Genomic DNA, 16,925 nt, shown 5'->3' with positions numbered 1-16,925 from the left:
GCTTCTTGCATTAATAGTAAGTGAGGGAATTAAAAGGAGGAATTGATAATGGTCGAGGTAAAAAATCGAGTGATTAACCTAAAAATGTTCATTGATGGTGAATGGAAAGATGCTGAAAATCAAGAAACACGCCCAGTTATTAATCCTGCCAATGGCGAGGTAATTTCATATGCCCCTGAAGGAACAGTTGCTGATGCGCGCGCGGCCATTTACGCTGCCCGCCGAGCATTCGAGGAAGGTGTCTGGTCAGGTCTATCCGCACAGGAGCGAGCTTCCTATTTATTTAAAATAGCTGACAAAATCGATGAGTATGCAGATGAGCTTACGCAACTTGAAACCATGGATAACGGTAAGCCCTTAAGAGAGGCAGGATTTGATGTAGGCGATGCCGCTGCCTGTTTCCGTTATTATGCCGGCCTGATTACAAAACCAGATGGTTATACGTATCATGTAGCTGACCCAATGCAGGCAATGGTTGTCCGTGAACCAGTGGGTGTGTGCGGTCTGATTGTTCCATGGAATTATCCGCTTTTAATGAGCGTTTGGAAAATTGCCCCTGCTCTAGCTGCCGGCAATACCATTGTTTTCAAACCTTCAGAAGTAACTCCTGTGACTCCTAAAAAATTATTCGAGATTTTTGAAGAGGTGGGTCTTCCAAAGGGTGTAGCTAATATGGTGATGGGCGCTGGTCCAGTTGCAGGAAATGAAATTGCCTCCCATCCGGAAGTGGATATGGTTTCATTTACCGGCGGTACGAAAACAGGCAAACATATTATGAAAACAGCAGCCGACACGATGAAAAAGGTATCGCTTGAGTTAGGCGGAAAATCACCGAATATTATTTTTGCTGATGCAGATTTTGAAACCGCTGTCGATTATGCGCTATTTGGAATTTATGCCGGTGCCGGTCAAGTGTGCTCCGCCGGATCCAGAATTCTGGTTGAAGAAAGTATTTACGAGCAATTTGTCGAACGTTTTGTTGATAGGGCTAAGAAAATCCAAGTAGGTCCAGGCAACGATCCTTCCACTGAGATGGGCCCGCTTGTCAGCCAGGAGCATTTGGAAAAGGTTCTTCATTACATTGAGCTTGGAAAGCAGGAAGGTGCAAGGGTCGCTTGCGGCGGCAGCCGAATCGTCCGTGACGGCTTAGAAAAAGGATATTTCGTTGAGCCTACCGTTTTTATAGATGTCAAGCAAGATATGCGAATCGTCCAGGAGGAAATTTTCGGTCCTGTAGTGGTTATTCAAAAGTTTAAGAATGAAAAAGAAGCGGTAAAGCTCGCGAATAGTACAGTTTATGGGCTTGCCGGTTCCGTATTTAGCAGTGATGGTGCTAAGGCACTTAGGGTTATTAAAAAGCTTCGGGCCGGGATTACCTGGATTAACTCCTATCATCCTACTTATAATGAAGCGCCGTGGGGCGGTTATAAACAAAGCGGGATCGGCCGCAGTCTAGGAACATTTGGCCTTGAGGAATTCCAAGAGATTAAACAGATAAATATCAATTTGCAAGTTGAGCCAGTAGGCTGGTTTTCATCTTAAAAGCGTAAGCGCCCGTTGTATTTACTATTTTAATAATGAGGAGCGATAACATGAGTATCGATTTAACACGAGAGACAAAGACTGAGCAAAAACAAAATGTGACTGAATATATTAACAAGGTTTTGAGTTTAATAGAAAAAGAACAAATCAACAAGGAAGAGGCGGCATGGATCACAAAAGAAACAGTCGATGGCTTCCGTGAGCACGTAAACCCTGGTTTCCTGGAATATCGCAAAACTGTTACGGAAGGCGGTCAATTCGCCGCTGTTGAATGGTCCGATAATGGCGCCTGCTTTAAGGATGTAAATGGGAAGGAATACGTTGATTGTCTTGGCGGCTTCGGGATTTACAATGTTGGCCACCGCAATCCAAAGGTGGTTAAAGCTGTAACCGATCAACTAAAGCGCCAGGCCCTTCATAGCCAGGACTTGCTAGACCCGCTTCGCGCCATGCTGGCAAAAATTTTAGCAGATATCACCCCAGGTGATTTGAAATATGCCTTTTTTACCAACAGCGGAACCGAAAGTGTGGAGGCTGCATTAAAACTTGCAAAAATGTACAGCGAGCGGACCACCTTTATTTCCACCACTCGTGCTTTCCATGGAAAAAGCCTAGGTTCGTTGTCCGGAACAGCGAAAGGAATGTTCCGTAAGCCATTTCTGCCATTAATTCCAGGCTTCCGTCATGTGCCTTTCGGGGATATCGACATGATGAGAAAAACGTTTGAAGTATGCGCTTCGGTCGGAGAAGACGTCGCTGCGGTTATTTTAGAACCTATTCAAGGCGAGGGCGGAATTATTCTTCCGCCGGAAAACTACTTAAATCAAGTTCGTGAGCTTTGTGACCAATACGGTTCTCTGTTAATTTTTGACGAAGTGCAAACAGGCATGGGACGTACCGGGAAAATGTTTGCTGCTGAATTGTATGATGTTGTTCCGGATATTATCTGTTTGGCCAAAGCCTTTGGCGGCGGAGTCATGCCGGCAGGAGCGATTGTCGCAAAAGAAGAAGTGTTTAAAAGCTGGTTCCCAAATCCGTTCATGCACACAACAACTTTTGGAGGCAATCCATTAGCATGTGCGGCGGCGATTGCAACAATAGGTATTTTAATAGAAGAAAACCTGCCAGAAAGAGCAGGGGTAGTAGGGGAATATTTCCTTAATAAGCTGAAAGAAGCTGCAGAAGGACATGAAGACAAGGTCCAGGAAATCCGAGGCCAAGGCTTAATGATTGGGATTGAATTCCATAAAGATGAAATCGGGTATGAGGTTTCAAAGGGAATGTTTGACCACGGCATTCTAGTGGCGGGAACCCTTATCAATTCAAAGACCATCCGTATTGAACCGGCTTTGACAATTAGCTATGAAGAGGTTGATAAGGTTGTCAGCACCTTCAAAGAGGTTTTAGCACAGATCAAAGCGTAACGGTTATTTTTAAAGGTATGCATAGGTAAAAGGGGGAGCACGAAATTGGAAAAGAAATACGTCAAGCTCCAAACAGAGATACCAGGACCGAAATCGAAGGAAATATTGGAGCGTAGAAATAAGTTTGTCCCAAAAGGAATCAGCAATAACTGCCATTCCTTTGTTAAAAAAGCACAAGGAGCCGTAGTCGAAGATGTGGACGGTAATCGCTATATTGATTTTGCTGGTGCAATTGGAACGGTTAACGTAGGACATTCTCACCCAAGAGTGGTGCGAGCGCTTCAGGAACAGGCAAGCCAATATGTTCATACGGGCTTTAATGTCATGATGTATGAATCATATATCAATCTAGCCGAAAGACTTTGCGAGCTTGCACCAGGCAATTTTGACAAGCAGGCTGCCTTCTTTAACAGTGGTGCGGAAGCTGTTGAAAATGCAGTGAAGATTGCGCGAAGATATACGAAGCGTCAGGGGATTGTTTCTTTTACAAGGGGCTTCCATGGCAGAACCTTAATGACAATGACGATGACAAGCAAGGTGAAGCCTTACAAGTTCGGTTTTGGCCCCTTTGCCCCAGAGATCTATAAGGCGCCATATCCATATGTATATCGACGCCCTGATGGAGTGAATGAACAGCAATATACGGAGATGATTATAGAGCAATTTGAACAATTCCTTCTCGCTGAAGTCGCCCCGGAAACAATTGCTGCAATCGTAATGGAGCCTGTTCAAGGCGAGGGCGGCTTCATTGTGCCTGATGCCGCTTTTGTAAAAAGAGTCAGAGAGATTTGTACTCAATATGGAATTTTATTTATAGCAGATGAAATTCAAACGGGATTTGCCCGGACTGGAAAATATTTTGCGATCGATCATTTTGAAGTTGTTCCGGATTTAATTACCATCTCCAAATCAATGGGGGCCGGTGTTCCGATCAGCGGTGTTATTGGCCGTGCTGAAATTATGGCTGCTGCTGAGGCAGGGGAAATCGGCGGGACTTACTCCGGCAGTCCGCTTGGCTGCCGGGCTGCGCTAACAGTTTTGGATATTATTGATAGTGAAAACCTCAATGCTAGGGCAGATAAGCTGGGAGCCCGTGTGATTGAAAAGATGGCCCTTCTTGGCAGCCGATTCGAATGTATTGGAGATGTCCGCGGCTTGGGAGCGATGTGCGCGATGGAAATTGTAAAGGATCGGCAGTCTAAAACTCCTGATAAAGAGGCCGTTGGTAAAATAGTCAAAGCAGCTGGAGAGCGTGGTTTGATGTTGCTTAGCGCCGGACTGTTTGGAAACGTCATCCGTATTCTTATGCCCTTAACGATTACAGATGACCAGCTTGAAGAAGGCTTACAAATACTTGAGGAAACGATGGAAGCAGTTTATCTGAATGATCCTGCCTTATCGATTGGGGGGAAATGAAATGGATACGCTTAAGCAAAAATATCAAATCTATCCAATGTATTTAAATGGAGATTGGATTGGCAGTGATTATGAGGTTTTTACCGAAATCATTAACCCGGCTACAAAGGAAGTAGTCGGGGCTGTTCCAGCCGGGGGTGCCTATGAAGCCAAACAGGCCGTTGATGCTGCCCATAAGGCCTTCAAGCTTTGGGCGAAAAAACCAGCCGATGAACGCTATCAGCTGTTAATGAAATGGTTCTATTTAATTGAAAAACATAAAGATGAGATTGCTAGAATCATGACGATTGAACAAGGGAAGCCCTTGAAGGAAGCTCTTGGAGAGGTCCAGTATGCCAACGGGTTTATCTCCTGGTATGCAGAAGAGGGAAAACGGATTTATGGGGAAACCATTCCCGCATCCCATCCGAATAAACGGATTCTTGTCAGAAAAGAGCCTGTGGGTGTCGTAGCTGCGATTACTCCCTGGAATTTCCCTGCTGCGATGATTACAAGAAAGGTAGGTCCGGCGCTTGCAGCTGGTTGTACAGTCGTAGTAAAGCCGGCTACTCAAACCCCGCTTACTGCCCTCAAAATGGCGGAGCTTGCTCATGAGGCTGGCATCCCTAATGGAGTCATTAATATCATTACAGGCAGATCCTCGGAAATTGGGGATGTGTGGTTAAAGGACCCGCGTGTAACGAAGATAACTTTTACGGGCTCAACTGAAGTAGGAAAAATGTTAATGCGGGGAGCAGCCGAAAATGTTAAAAAAGTGTCTCTCGAGCTTGGCGGAAATGCCCCGTTTATCGTTATGGAGGATGCCAATCTGGAAAAAGCGGCAGTCGGCCTTGTTCAATCGAAATTCCGCAATGCTGGTCAGACCTGTATTTGTACCAACCGAGTTTATGTCCAAGAGGGAATAGCCGACAAATTTATTAATCTTTTTCAGGCGGAACTAGAAAAGCTTAAGGTCGGCAACGGACTTGAAAAGGGAACGGATATCGGCCCATTAATTGATAAAGCTGCTTATAAGAAAGTAGAAAGTTTGGTAAACGATGCCCTTAAAAAGGGTGGGAAAGTCACCTATACTGGGCTTAAACCTGCGAAAGAGACCGGCTATTTCTATGCTCCGACAATATTAACCGATATTAATGACGAGATGGAATGTATGAAGGATGAGATTTTTGGTCCGCTGGCACCAATCTCTACTTTCAAAACAGAAGAGGAAGTCATTGAACGGGCCAACAATTCTTGTTACGGATTAGCAGCCTATGTGTATACCGAAAATTTAAGCCGCTCCTTTAGAATAACGGAGCAGCTGGAGTATGGGATCATCGGACTTAATGATGCGCTGCCTTCCGCCGTTCAGGTTCCTTTCGGCGGCTATAAAGAAAGCGGTCTAGGCCGCGAAGGAGGACATTTCGGTATTGAAGAATTTTTAGAAGTAAAATATATTTCGATTGGTATAGACTTCTAAATGCCTGTTTTCACGGGAAGGCGGTAAATGCTCAAATTTATAAAGTCAATACAATCAATAAAAAACCAAGCCGTTCAGAGGGATTCCTGCACGGCTTGTTTTTTAATGTTTATTTAATACTGCTAAGATTGCATCAATCGTCGCATGATCCTCTGGCTGTGTATCAATATGGTTCCAAACTATCTCGTTACTTTTTGCAGATTTTCGATTAATTGATTCATTTTAAAAAGTAAGTCTTTATATTCCCCTTTCCCTAGGCCAAAATGGGGAATACACTCTTCAGGCAGTTCCAGTGCTTTTTCTCTAAGTTGAATGCCTTTTTCGGTCAGCTCTACAAATACTTTGCGCTCATCATCACTTGCCCGAACGCGGCTTAAATGGCCCATCGCTTCCATTCGTTTTAGCATAGGTGTCAAGGTGCCGCTGTCTAAATAAAGGAGTTCGCCAATTTCCTTGACGGTTAGTCGCTTATGCTCCCATAAAACCGTTAAAGTCAAAAATTGCGGGTAGGTTAGTTCAAGCTTATCTAATATTGGCCGGTATAACCGGGTTATTTCTCTAGAACAAGCGTATATCGCAAAACATAACTGATTATCAAGTTTTAAAAAATCATCAGAGTTCAAAAGTTAATGCCTCCTGGTCTATTTGATTGCACACAATTTAATTTACATAAATTTATTTGGAAAGTCAATCCTTTTATTAATATCTGTATAATTGGATAAATTACTTTATATTATTTCGTTCGCTGTGTTACGATAGCGTATAAAAGCATACTTGGAAATGAGGGTGGGGAAGTTGATTAAAACAATTTTATTTGACGTAGATGGAGTACTTTTGAGTGAGGAGCATTATTTTGATGCATCGGCTCTAACCGTTTGGGAGATGTTAATTAGCTGCAATTACTTAGCCTTGTCACCTGAAAAATTAAAAACGGATTATGATGAGAACGAGGTTAAGGAAATAAGAGAGCGCGTGTTTGATCACGACAACGTCCTTAAGTTTATGAAATCACGCGGATTAAACTCTAACTGGGATATGATTTATTTAACATTCAGCTATCAATTAATCCACTTAATGTCGCAAATTAAGGACACAGAATACGAAAAAATCAGTCAATGGTGTCAGGCACCAATCAATCGAGAAACACTATTAGAGATCGGCAGGGTGCTAAGTAATTATAATGCTGAAGTAGATTTTAATTTGTTTGTTGGGGATTTTGAACAGTCCAATGCGACGAAGCAGGAGCTCATGGAATATTTAAATGTTGTCGCAAAAGAAAAGCTTGAGGTGGAAACATCAATTTTTAAAGGGAAAGATGAGTTATGGTCTATTTGTGAGCATGTTTCTCAGGAATGGTATGTTGGTGATGAAAATGTTCTTGAATCTACAGGCAGGCCATCCGTGCAAACAGGTAAAAAAGGTTACTTGGCAAATGAATCCACATTAGCCCCTCAAGAAGAAATTGCTGAACTCTTCGGATTCCTTAGCGCTAATGGTTATGAAATCGGCATTGGCACAGGTAGGCCTGAGCTTGAAACCATCCAGCCTTTCCAGCATCTAAAATGGCTTCAGCATTTTGAGAGGAATAGAATAGTAACAGAAAATGATGTCCTAAAGGCTGAAAAACAGCTTACAGAACGGAAAGCCTTATCAAAGCCGCATCCGTATACATATGTTTTTGGTCTCTATCGTAAGGAGTTAACAGTTGAAGAATGTTTAAGCCTTCCATTGCCGATTGAAAATGGAGAAACGGTTCTTATTGTGGGTGATTCTTTAGCTGACCTTCTGGCTGCAAGACAAATGGGCTGTCAATTTGCAGCGGTTTTAACTGGACTGTCTGGAAAAGATGCTAAAAGTGAGTTTGAGAAGCATAAAGCGGATTATATTTTGGATTCCGTGCTTGATTTGAGAAGTATTCTATAAAAAAATAACCTGATTCTCGATTGTTATTTGCGGACAAATGCTTTTTATTTGCGAATCAAATTTTATCAGCGAATCCGGCCATTTTATCAACGAATCAAAAAAATCCAAAGAACAGGAAAAAGAGGGATTGCCACACAGCGCAATCCCTCTTTCCATTAAATACTTTCAACCTTCTCCGGTTCAATCCTGCCAGGTTCAAACGTTTCTACATTAGTCAATTCTAGTAATTGTGCTTCCTCAAGTCCATCAATTTGCGTTAATTCACCTAGAACATTCGCCTTTAAAGCTTTATCCAAGGTTAATACCATGATTGCTTCTCCGCCGACAGTCGTTCTGCCAACCTGCATCGTACCAATATTAATTTGGTAATCGCCTAATAGAGAACCAACCTTGCCTATCATTCCTGGTACGTCGCGGTGCTTGATATAAAGCAGATATTTTTCTGGTTTTACGTCAATCCGATATTCATTAATTTTTAAAATCCGAGCACCATAACCGTTTAACACGGTTGCGCCAATTTTGGCGGTTTCAAATCCATTGGTAACAGTTAGTTCCATGAAGTTAGCAAACCCTTTATTAGTAGCATTTTTCTGCACATTATAAGAAACACCCTGCTCTTTTAATAGATGAAGAGCATTGATCAGATTAACAGAATCACTTAAATGATAGGATAGTACACCCTTCAACAAGGTCCGTGTCAATAATTCCGTATCTTCATCAATTAAATCGCCGTAATAATTAATTTCGATTTTAGTAGGTGCCTGCTTTTTCGATAGCTGAATAACTAGCTGGCCCATTTGATCGCCAAGCAATAAATATGGCTGAAGCTTTGCCTGTGTTTCACCTGACATTTGCGGCATATTAACAGCATTTTTAATTGATTGAGTTTCAAAAATCTCGATAATTTCGGCGCTGACTTCTTCGGCAACTTTTTCCTGTGCCTCGACAGTAGATGCGCCCAGATGCGGTGTGACAATGATATTTGGATTTTGAAGCAGATCTGGGTCAGCTACTGGTTCTTTTTCAAATACATCCAGTGCAGCTCCGGCTACATGACCTGCCACAATCGCGCGGACTAATGCTTTTTCGTCAATAATACCGCCGCGGGCACAGTTAACAAAACGGACGCCTTTTTTCGTTTTCCGTAAATAGTCATCATTTATAATTCCTCTTGTATCATTGGTCAGCGGTGTATGGATGGTAATAAAATCAGATTCCTCAGCAATTAAATCAAGGCTTGCTTTCGTGATTCCCAGTTTTTTCGCTCGGTCCTCCGTTAAATAGGGGTCAAATCCCAAAATATTCATGCCGAAGGCTTTGGCACGCTTGGCCACCTCTGTCCCGATTTTACCCATGCCGATAACACCAAGGGTTTTTTTGTACAATTCCACCCCTTTAAAGGAGTTACGGTCCCATTCGCCTCCTGCGGTTTTTTGATGGGCCTGTGGAATTTTTCGCGCTAATGACAGCATCATCGCCAATGTATGCTCAGTGGCAGCCATCGTATTTGCACCTGGAGCGTTAATAACGATAATCCCTTTACGTGTTGCCGCATTAACATCAATGTTATCGACACCAACCCCGGCTCTGGCAATAACTCTAAGCCGGTCAGCTGCCTGAAGCAGTTCTTCGGTTACCTTTGTTTGACTTCTCACAATCAAAGCATCATAGTCACCAATAATCTTTTTTAATTCCGCCGTTGGAAGGGTCGGCTGCCTTTCTACTACAAAATGAGGATGCTCTATTAAACTCTTTAAACCTGTGTTGCTGATACCATCCGTAACTAGAACTTTAAACATCGAAACCATCCTTTCAATTTTAAATTAAACAAAAAGTCCCTCATAACAAGACATAGTGGTCGTGTTATGAGGGACGTGAAGGAACGTGGTGCCACCCTCTTTTGCTGCAAAAATAGCCGCAGCCTCGAAAAAAATGTAACGGTTTTAACCGGGCTAGCCTACTTATACGTTCAGCAGCCAGTTCAGAAGGGCTGGGCTATTTAAGAAAAAAGCACCGGTTCGCAGCAGCCACCGGCTCTCTGAAGCCATTTCTTAATGCCGTCTTCATCATCACATGTTATATTTAGAATTAAGAGAAATTTCAAAATTTAAATTGAATATAGGGATTATTCTACAACCATCCATTCAGAATTGTAAAGGGATTAAGTAGAAAAAATTCAGTTTTATTTGATGAAAAATTTTACTGAAAAAAAGAAATTCAGTAATGGCGCAGTAGTAAGCGATTACACTGCGAAATAGTGAAAACAAATCTATTGTAAAAAAATAAAGAGAGTCATATAATGTCTACAATACAAATACATTTGTACGCGACATAAGGACACGAACTGGAGGGGAAATCATGAAAGCAATATCGATTGGATTATTAGGCTTAGGCACCGTGGGTTGTGGAGTTGTGCAAATCATAAAAAATCATCAAGATAAATTAATGCATCAGGTGGGTTGTCCGGTTGTCATTAAAAAAATCCTCGTACAAGACGTACATAAAGCGAGATCCGTAGAAGTGGACGTAAGTCTTTTAACTTCAAATGCTGCCGATATCCTTAATGATGATGAAATTGATGTGGTCATCGAGGTAATGGGCGGTGTGCAGGATACAAAAGATCATCTCATTAGTGCGCTCCGTCAAGGAAAGCATGTGGTGACGGCTAATAAAGATTTGATGGCTTTACATGGATCAGAGTTATTAACAGTGGCATCTGAACATGGATGTGATTTATTTTACGAAGCAAGCGTTGCCGGCGGCATTCCAATTTTAAGAGGGTTAGTTGATGGGCTTGCCTCAGATCGTATTACTCAAATGATGGGAATTGTTAATGGAACTACCAATTATATATTAACCAAAATGAGCACTGAAGGAAGGTCATATGAAGAGGTCCTAAAAGAAGCACAAGCTCTTGGATTTGCCGAAGCGGATCCAACCTCTGATGTGGAAGGACTAGATGCTGCCCGCAAAATGACCATCCTTGCTACACTTGGTTTTTCGATGCATATTGATTTAGAAGATGTTAAAGTAAGCGGGATTTCAAACATTACTGAAGAAGATTTACGTTATGGACAACAATTAGGCTACACAATGAAGCTGATAGGCTACGCCCATCGGGAGGGTGAAAAAGTAGAGGTCAGTGTAGCCCCAACCTTCTTGTCTAATAATCATCCGCTTGCCTCTGTACAAAACGAATACAATGCTGTGTATGTTTATGGGGAAGCAGTTGGTGAAACGATGTTTTATGGTCCAGGAGCAGGAAGTCTGCCGACTGCAACAGCAGTTGTCTCAGACCTAGTCGGCGTCATTAAAAACCTGAGGATTGGAGTAAATGGGAAAAGCGCTGTGACTCCGCAATACGCTAAACTCTTAAAGGATGATGGCGAAAAGTATTCTAAATATTTCTTACGCATTCATGTACAAGATGAGGTTGGTGTGTTTGCCGATATTACCTCTGTGTTTGCCAAACATGGAGTCAGCTTCGAAAAAATACTCCAGCTGCCAATTAAGAAAAATGAAACATCAGAAATAGTTCTAGTGACACACCATGCATCATTAACAAATTATGATAAAATTTTACAAGAATTATATGATATCCAAGCGTTGAAAGAAGTAAAAAGTGCATATAGGGTGGTGCGAAAATCGTTATGAGATGGCCAGGATTATTAGAAGCATATAAAGAATATTTACCAATTAATAATGAAACTCCTAAATTAACTTTACATGAGGGAAATACGCCGTTAGTCAAGCTTGAACGTCTTTCCAAGGAATGGGATATAGAGCTTTATGTAAAAGTAGAAGGGGCAAACCCTACAGGGTCCTTTAAGGATCGTGGAATGGTTATGGCTGTTGCTAAAGCAGTGGAGGAAGGAAGCAAAACGATTATTTGCGCATCAACAGGCAATACATCTGCCGCTGCTGCAGCCTATGCAGCCCGCGCAGGCTTAAAATGCATCATTGTCATTCCAGAAGGGAAAATTGCGATGGGCAAGCTGGCCCAAGCCATGATGTATGGTGCAGAGATTATCTCAATAGAGGGGAATTTCGACCAAGCTCTGCAAATGGTCCGTAACATTAGTGAAGAAGAACCAATAACGCTCGTTAATTCCGTCAATCCTTTTCGGCTAGAAGGACAAAAGACAGCAGCCTTTGAGGTTTGCGATCAGCTGGGCTTTGCACCAGATATTTTAGCAATTCCAGTTGGGAATGCCGGTAATATTAGTGCTTATTGGAAAGGATTTAAGGAATTTGCCGATAAGAAGGGCACTGGTCTGCCACGTATGTTTGGTTTTGAAGCGGCAGGTGCAGCTGCTCTCGTTCACAATCGCGTGTTTGAAAATCCAGAAACAATTGCTACCGCGATTAGGATTGGAAATCCGGCAAGCTGGGATTTAGCCGTTTCTGCTGTTCAGGAATCAGACGGACTTTTTGATGAAGTTAGTGATGAAGAAATTTTAGCGGCTTATAAAAAATTGGCATCTTCTGAAGGTGTTTTTGTTGAACCAGCTTCAGCTGCTTCTCTTGCTGGAGTGTATAAAAGCATCCAAAAAGGAAAAATCGCGGGAGGAACAAAAATTGTCGCGGTCGTGACAGGAAACGGCTTGAAGGATCCTGACACTGCCATCAAAACTAGTCTCATTAAGCCAGTGCAGCTTCCAAATGATGAAAAAGCCGTTACGGAACATATTCGAGGGGTTGTCCTGAATGCCTCAAAATAATCGATTTATTATCGAAGTTCCGGCAAGCACTGCCAATCTTGGGCCGGGCTTTGATTCTATTGGCCTGGCGCTCGACTTATATTTAACATTAGAAGTTGAAGGAAGCAGTCGCTGGGAATTCTATTCCACATCAGATGAACTGAAGGAGCTTCCGAATGATGAACAGCATTTTATCGGCCAAGTAGCTATTAAAACCGCTGAGAAATATGGGAAAATATTATCACCATGTAAGGTTAAAATCGAAAGTGAGATTCCGTTAGCACGAGGATTAGGGTCAAGCGCATCAGCTATCATTGCCGGAATTGAACTTGCCGACCGTATTGGGGAATTAGGTTTAACGAAACAGGAAAAGCTCCTCATTGCTACAGAAATGGAAGGGCATCCGGATAATGTTGGTGCATCCATTTATGGCGGACTTGTCATTGGCTGCTATCAAAAAAATGAGGTCGACATCCTAAACTTTGCAAATTTATCGTTTGAAGTGGTAGTGGCAATTCCGCAAGAAACCTTACTGACAAAGGACGCACGTGATGTTCTTCCAGAAGTTTTTTCCCAGCAGGAAGCAATCCAAGCCTCATCGACGGCAAATCTATTAGTCGCAGCACTTTTAAGTCAAAAATGGGAAGTAGCGGGAAAAATGATGGAGCAGGATCTCTTCCACCAGCCATATCGTAAACCGCTAATCTCCTTTTATGAAGAGGTTGAACAAGTGGCAAAATCCAATGGGGCTTTTGGGGTAGCATTAAGCGGCGCCGGTCCGACTGTCATATGCTTTACTGAAAAAGGACAAGGCAAACTGCTGTCCCAAGTTTTACAAAGTGAATTTACAGAAATGACAGTAAAGCATTTAAAAGTCGATAATGACGGAAGCATTATTAAAGAAGTTGAAAAGTTTGTCAGATAACTTATTGAAAAAGAAGGGCAGCCATTAGCGCTGCCCTTCAGATTGTCGAGAAAGGGTTTTTTCTCGGCAATTTTTTTATAAATTGAATGTCTCTGCTACTGGCCTGTTGATTTCCGCTCCGGGCACTCGCTTTCCGCGGGGAGGTCCTGGAGCCTCCTCGGCGATGAAAGCGCCTGCGGGGTCTTCAGTGACCTCTATACCCGCAGGAGTCGGTGCCCACCGCTCCAATCAACAGGGAGGTAGATCAACCAAAGTTATAGCAACACACATTTTCCATCTAGGCTAAATGCGTTCGCTTCCACACTTTATCTTCTATATGATAGTAGCGAAGCTCGAACAGTTCTTTAAGTCTGCAAAGCTGCACTCAATTCTTTCCTTTAATAAATTTATAAAACATTTGTCCAATTAAAAACACTCTGTTGATTGGAGCTGAAGGCGCGAAGACTCCTGCGGGAGTACGGGGCAGGGGAGACCCCGCAGGAGCGAAGCGACGAGGAGACTCCCCGGCACGCCCGCGGAAAGCGAAGCGCCTGGAGCGCAAATCAACAGACTTGTGGCTGTCGAAAAACTTTAGGTAGCCTTTTATTTCATTCATATTCTTTAATAATTTTGAAGGGCAGCCATTAGCGCTGCCCTTTTTCCTTACTATCAAGAAATTGCTCAAATTCCTCTTTTCTTAATGGTTTACTAAATAAATACCCCTGCATTTGCACACAATTTTTCGATAGTAAAAATTCCTTTTGATACTCTTGTTCTACTCCCTCGGCAATTACATTTAAATGAAGACTGCGGGCAAGGTTGATAACCGCTTCAGATATTTCTGAATTCCCCCAATCCTCCTTGATGTCCTGTATGAAGGATTTATCAATTTTCAAAGTATTGATTGGTAAATTCCTCAAGTAATTTAAAGAAGAATACCCTGTTCCAAAATCATCGATAGAAATAGATATTCCAGCATCCTGAAGGAAGTGGAGCGATTCAACGATGTCCGAAGAATTATTGAGGAGAATACTTTCAGTTATCTCAATCTCAAAATTTTGCGGATCTAATTTCGTTTTATTTAATATTTCTTTCACTTGCTTGACCATACTGGTCGGTTCCTGGAATTGGCGGGCTGAAAAATTTACCGATATCGATAAAGGGATGGAACGATTCCTGTTCCATTGACTCATTTGTCCGCAGGCCTTTTTCATCACTAATTCCCATAAGGGCTGGATAAGCCCTGTTTCCTCAGCAATCGGGATAAATAATTCTGGAGACACAAATCCTAATTCTTCATCCGTCCACCTGAGTAGTGCCTCTGCACCAAAAAGCGTATCAGATTCAGCATTTATCTTGGGTTGATAATAAACTTCCATTTTTTCATTTTCAATCGCTTTTCTTAAGCGGGCTTCAAGACGCGGCCTTCCGATATTGGATTTCATTAATTGCTCAGAGTAAACCGTTAAGCGGTTGCCCCCCATCTTTTTAGCGGAATACATAGCCATGTCTGCATAAATTACGAGGGTGTCAAAGTTTTCTGTTTGTTCTGGGTATAAACTAATTCCACAACTGGCACCTAGGTAGATCTCGTTGCCATCTATAGAATATGATTTTTTTAAATTCGAAATGACTCTTTCGGCTGCTGCTTTTGTTTCTTGTAAATCATAATTGACTAATAAAATAATAAATTCATCGCCGCCTTGACGAGTAATAATGTTCCTGACTTCATCAGGCAAGCATTGCTTAATTCGGTCAGCGACATTTTTTAGTAATTCATCACCTTTATTATGACCAAATGAATCATTTACTTGTTTAAACCGATCCATATCGATAAACAAAACTGATAAAGTTCTGCTTGTATCATTTGTATCAATAATATGTTTGATTTTTTCTTGAAAATATCTCCTGTTGAGCAAACCAGTTAAAGGGTCATGATAGGCCTGGAATTCGATAAGCTCCTTACTTCGTTTTAAATCATCTACATAGCTGCGCAAATGGTTTGATAAGGCATTGACATTTTCAGTGAGAAGACCTAATTCATCTTTTCGATTTAAGTGCAGGTGCTTGCCAAAGTTTCCTTGTGCAATTTCATTGACCTGCTCGACAATATAGCCAATTGGCTGTGTGATCGAACGTGAAAAAATAAAGCTAATAATTAAAACGATAATCATAATGGCAATGGAAAGAAGAATATGTACTTTCAGTTCGTGAGCGAGTTCCTTTTGAATAAGCCCATAATCATACACGAGCTCGATAACAAATGGATCCCCATTAAATGCAGGTACAAACGTTTTCATGATGTTTTTGCCATTTATGTGATCCTTGTATGATTGGACATCCTTGTTTTTGATTGCTTTTTTGATATAATCCGAATCTTTTTTGATATTCGGATATTTGTAGTCCCCGTACCAATAGGGTTCTGCGGAAATTCGGGTGTAGCTTTGGCCATTTGAATGAACAACTTCTTTCTTTTTTCCAAAGTGTTTTGGATTAAGGACAATTAGCTCTAATATCCCTTGCTCCTTCGTGAAATCTTTGATAATACTTTGGGGACCAAAGCGGTTCTCGTATTCTAATACTTCATTGTCACGTAAAAATGGATTAATTATATAATTTGTCGTCCCATCATAATAATAGCCCCATTTATCTATATGCTCTGGATTGGAATCAGCAATTTCAATCGGACCTGACCAATAATGCGGTAAAGTGATTCCTTTCTCAACCTTTACGGGGGCTAACGAAAGAAGCTGCTGGAATGCGTCATACCAGTAGCCCCATTCCTTTGTGGACATATCGATTTCTTCAGGATCCGAAGAACGCACCCCGATAATATCATCAGGTGTTTGTGCTAACAAAGTTATATGGGAAACACCTACATCTTTAGCCAATTTCGTCAGCTGGTCATTGGTAATATCTTGATACTTAGGCGGCAGTTTCGCTTTTATGGCCAATGAGGCCATACGCAAGTCCCTTCCGAGGATGTCCTCTACATATAAAGAACCTTTTTTTGTATTTTTCACCTGAAAGGAAACTTCTTTTGTAATCATCGAAATCTCCCGCTCGTTATAATCAAGTAATTGATTTTTGGAGCGAAAAAAATGGAAAGCATTATTAGTTAGCAAAATTAAAAAAACTAAAAGGCAAAAAATAAGTGGAAGTTTTTTCTTGATAGACAATGACGCAACACTCCCATAAATTAATTGCTCATCTAAAATAGATGAGCAAATAGCGGTTTGGATCCTGTTAAGAGGAGTCTAGCCCTTAAACCCGTGCAGCCATTCTTGATAGCATTCATCACAAAGTGCTTCATCTCTTTCCGAATCTGCCGAAAAAACGATACAAGATGGAGATGTTTTTCCTCAATTTCCTCGGTGCAATAAAAACATTTTTCAGACATAACAATCTTCTCCTTAAAAAATTTTGATAGCTTAGTTTTTTCAGGGAGAAAGAGTTTTATTACATAAAAAACCCCCGTCTTTGAGGGCACTGCAAAACACTTACATTTTTTAGAAGAAACGCCCGTTAGGGCGTTTTTTTGTTAAAATAAAGTTATA

At 41.6% G+C, this 16,925-nt stretch carries 12 protein-coding genes and 1 other annotated feature; of the genes, 8 read left to right on the top strand and 4 right to left on the bottom strand.

The genetic code is table 11. From position 1 onward, the window contains the following. Positions 1-69: 69 nt before the first annotated feature. Genes AC59HZ_RS21105 through AC59HZ_RS21090 form a run of 4 tightly spaced genes read left to right on the top strand, consistent with a single transcriptional unit; the run spans position 70 to position 5,841 of the window. Positions 70-1,542 carry an aldehyde dehydrogenase family protein gene (locus tag AC59HZ_RS21105; RefSeq protein ID WP_496547989.1) on the top strand — a complete coding sequence of 491 codons (1,473 nt, stop codon included), beginning with the start codon at positions 70-72 and terminating at the stop codon, positions 1,540-1,542. A 50-nt stretch (positions 1,543-1,592) separates the two neighbouring features. Then, entirely contained in the window at positions 1,593-2,966 is a 1,374-nt protein-coding gene (locus AC59HZ_RS21100; protein ID WP_496547750.1) for a putrescine aminotransferase, read from the top strand. Positions 2,967-3,011: 45 nt separating this feature from the next. Beyond that, positions 3,012-4,382, top strand: a complete 1,371-nt coding sequence (gene gabT / locus AC59HZ_RS21095; protein WP_496547749.1) for a 4-aminobutyrate--2-oxoglutarate transaminase — start codon at positions 3,012-3,014, stop codon at positions 4,380-4,382. A gap of 37 nt (positions 4,383-4,419) precedes the next feature. Then, on the top strand, positions 4,420-5,841 hold the full coding sequence (locus tag AC59HZ_RS21090; RefSeq protein ID WP_496547988.1) for an NAD-dependent succinate-semialdehyde dehydrogenase: 1,422 nt from the start codon (positions 4,420-4,422) through the stop codon (positions 5,839-5,841). 179 nt (positions 5,842-6,020) lie between these two features. On the opposite strand, the gene AC59HZ_RS21085 is transcribed toward AC59HZ_RS21090, so the two are convergent. After that, positions 6,021-6,464, bottom strand: a complete 444-nt coding sequence (locus tag AC59HZ_RS21085; RefSeq protein WP_496547748.1) for a MarR family winged helix-turn-helix transcriptional regulator — start codon at positions 6,462-6,464, stop codon at positions 6,021-6,023. Positions 6,465-6,636: 172 nt separating this feature from the next. Between AC59HZ_RS21085 and AC59HZ_RS21080 the strand changes: the two genes are divergently transcribed. Further along, a complete protein-coding gene (locus tag AC59HZ_RS21080) occupies positions 6,637-7,764 on the top strand; it encodes an HAD family hydrolase (RefSeq protein ID WP_496547747.1) in 1,128 nt (375 codons plus the stop codon). Positions 7,765-7,919: 155 nt separating this feature from the next. Here the strand turns inward: AC59HZ_RS21080 and serA are convergent, their stop codons facing one another. Then, positions 7,920-9,563 (bottom strand): phosphoglycerate dehydrogenase, encoded by a 1,644-nt coding sequence (gene serA, locus AC59HZ_RS21075; RefSeq protein WP_496547746.1) that lies wholly within the window; start codon positions 9,561-9,563, stop codon positions 7,920-7,922. Between the two features lie 66 nt (positions 9,564-9,629). Then, positions 9,630-9,843: a binding site (T-box leader), on the bottom strand. A gap of 279 nt (positions 9,844-10,122) precedes the next feature. Between serA and AC59HZ_RS21070 the strand changes: the two genes are divergently transcribed. From AC59HZ_RS21070 to thrB, 3 genes are read left to right on the top strand one after another with little or no spacing between them, the layout of a single operon-like run. Next, on the top strand, positions 10,123-11,418 hold the full coding sequence (locus AC59HZ_RS21070; RefSeq protein WP_496547745.1) for a homoserine dehydrogenase: 1,296 nt from the start codon (positions 10,123-10,125) through the stop codon (positions 11,416-11,418). Further along, positions 11,415-12,485: a threonine synthase gene (gene thrC / locus AC59HZ_RS21065; protein WP_496547744.1), complete on the top strand. Its 1,071-nt coding sequence runs from the start codon at positions 11,415-11,417 to the stop codon at positions 12,483-12,485. Before AC59HZ_RS21070 ends, thrC begins: the two co-directional genes overlap by 4 nt. Beyond that, positions 12,472-13,389 (top strand): homoserine kinase, encoded by a 918-nt coding sequence (thrB, locus tag AC59HZ_RS21060; protein WP_496547743.1) that lies wholly within the window; start codon positions 12,472-12,474, stop codon positions 13,387-13,389. The genes thrC and thrB overlap by 14 nt, the downstream gene beginning before the upstream one ends. 623 nt (positions 13,390-14,012) lie before the next feature. Here thrB and AC59HZ_RS21055 read toward each other — a convergent pair. Next, a complete protein-coding gene (locus AC59HZ_RS21055; protein ID WP_496547742.1) occupies positions 14,013-16,418 on the bottom strand; it encodes a bifunctional diguanylate cyclase/phosphodiesterase in 2,406 nt (801 codons plus the stop codon). 161 nt (positions 16,419-16,579) lie between these two features. Continuing rightward, positions 16,580-16,768: a hypothetical protein gene (locus AC59HZ_RS21050; RefSeq protein WP_496547741.1), complete on the bottom strand. Its 189-nt coding sequence runs from the start codon at positions 16,766-16,768 to the stop codon at positions 16,580-16,582. Positions 16,769-16,925 lie beyond the last annotated feature (157 nt).

Source organism: Neobacillus sp. DZ-9 (assembly GCF_059587065.1).
The sequence above is the reverse complement of the archived record's forward strand: the minus strand, read 5'-3'. Positions and strand labels throughout refer to the sequence as shown.

Coding starts and splice junctions, on each gene's coding strand:
- AC59HZ_RS21100 (WP_496547750.1), top strand. CDS start 1,593: ATGAGTATCGATTTAACACGAGAGACAAAGACTGAGCAAAAACAAAAT.
- AC59HZ_RS21090 (WP_496547988.1), top strand. CDS start 4,420: ATGTATTTAAATGGAGATTGGATTGGCAGTGATTATGAGGTTTTTACC.
- serA (WP_496547746.1), bottom strand. CDS start 9,563: ATGTTTAAAGTTCTAGTTACGGATGGTATCAGCAACACAGGTTTAAAG.
- AC59HZ_RS21070 (WP_496547745.1), top strand. CDS start 10,123: ATGAAAGCAATATCGATTGGATTATTAGGCTTAGGCACCGTGGGTTGT.
- thrC (WP_496547744.1), top strand. CDS start 11,415: ATGAGATGGCCAGGATTATTAGAAGCATATAAAGAATATTTACCAATT.
- thrB (WP_496547743.1), top strand. CDS start 12,472: ATGCCTCAAAATAATCGATTTATTATCGAAGTTCCGGCAAGCACTGCC.
- AC59HZ_RS21055 (WP_496547742.1), bottom strand. CDS start 16,418: ATGATTACAAAAGAAGTTTCCTTTCAGGTGAAAAATACAAAAAAAGGT.
- AC59HZ_RS21050 (WP_496547741.1), bottom strand. CDS start 16,768: ATGTCTGAAAAATGTTTTTATTGCACCGAGGAAATTGAGGAAAAACAT.